We start from the raw sequence: 1,547 nt of genomic DNA, 5'->3' as shown, positions 1-1,547 counted from the left end.
TGATGAAGCAGACCGTATGCTAGACATGGGTTTCATTAATGATATAAATCGTATTTTGAGGGGCATGCCTAAACAGCGGCAAACCCTGCTATTCTCTGCAACCTTCGATCAGGCTATTTTCGATCTGAGCAAAAAATTATTAAAAGACCCCAAGCTCATTGAAGTCGATGCTCGCAATACCGCCGCTAAGAAAGTTGAACAAATGGTCTACACCGTCGACAAGGATCGCAAGCGCGAATTAACGTCTTACTTAATTGGCTCTAAAAATTGGCAGCAGGTACTCATCTTTACACGCACCAAGCAAGCCGCTGACGAGCTCTCCAAAGAAATGATCAAGGATGGGCTCAAGACGGCAGCTATTCATGGTGACAAGTCTCAAGGCGCTCGTGAGCGTGCACTGGAAGACTTCAAGCAAAACAAACTACGCGCCTTAGTTGCAACGGATGTCGCTGCTCGAGGGCTGGATATTGACCAGCTCAAGTATGTCATCAATTACGAACTACCTTACGTTGCGGAGGATTATATTCATCGCATAGGGCGCACCGGCAGAGCTGGCCAAGAAGGCCTGGCAATATCGTTGTTAAGCTTAGGTGAAGAGTATTTACTAGAAGAAATTGAAGCCGTGCTTGATGAACGTTTGCCGCAACAGTGGTTACCCGGCTATGAACCTGATTTAACAAAAGAAGTTAAAACATCGAAAAAGAATTCCCGCACCGCTCAGAAGAAACGTCGAAAAGATAGAGCGTACGGTAAGAAACGAAAGTAAGAGGAAAAAGGAGCTGTGTCAAAACCTAGCGTTGAGATAAACCGCTAGTCGCTTTGATGTTCTAACACAGCTTATTAGGAAAGGCCTTGCCTAAATAAGATAAGTAACTGGTAGTTATTTAACCGTGACCACTGGTCACAAGTCAAGTTAGAAGTGCTAAAAAGAGGCCAAATGGGGAGAAAAGGTTTATCCCATCTGTGGGATGATATAAAAAACGCGTACCAACTTATCCCCTACACAGGAAACAGTTCAATACGCGTCTTTTTCGCAATGCGATATTACATCGCAATGATCAAGGCTTAGACTTTCTGCAACCAGCCAAACTTATCTTCTGCCTTACCCCATTGAATATCATTTAGTGCCTGGCGAAGTTTTAAGGTGGTTTCACCTGCCTCACCAGAACCTACTGTAATTTCTTCATCATTATGAATTAAGGTGCCAACAGGCGTTAATACTGCGGCAGTACCAGAAAGCGCGGCTTCGGTACCTGGCTTTTGTGCGCGTTCAATCAATTCACTTACCGTGAAATCACGTTCGCTCACGGTCATTCCCATATCGCGGGCAATCGTTAATATTGAGTCACGAGTAATGCCGTGTAAGAAAGAACTATCCAAGGCCTTAGTTATGATCTCGTTTCCATCAATCAGAATGAAGTTTGCTGCACCGGTTTCCTGTACATCACCATTCGGGCAGAAAAGCACTTGATCAGCATTGTTAGTGTTGCGTGCACGAGCAATTGGGCCTAATGCACTGGCATAGTTACCACCACTCTTAATCATTC

At 44.6% G+C, this 1,547-nt stretch carries 2 protein-coding genes; one reads left to right on the top strand and one right to left on the bottom strand.

All coding sequences use genetic code 11. The annotated features are described in order from the left end of the window. Positions 1 to 766 (top strand): DEAD/DEAH box helicase (locus A3735_RS15285; protein WP_156499697.1); only part of this gene is annotated, 766 nt, incomplete at its 5' end. Between the two features lie 299 nt (positions 767 to 1,065). Here A3735_RS15285 and A3735_RS15280 read toward each other — a convergent pair. Then, on the bottom strand, positions 1,066 to 1,547 hold a 482-nt coding region (locus tag A3735_RS15280), incomplete at its 5' end, for an aminotransferase class IV (RefSeq protein WP_197485905.1).

The sequence above is a fragment of the Oleiphilus sp. HI0061 genome (genome assembly GCF_001635675.1).
Note: the sequence above shows the minus strand (reverse complement) of the source record. Positions and strands in the feature narration are given on the sequence as shown.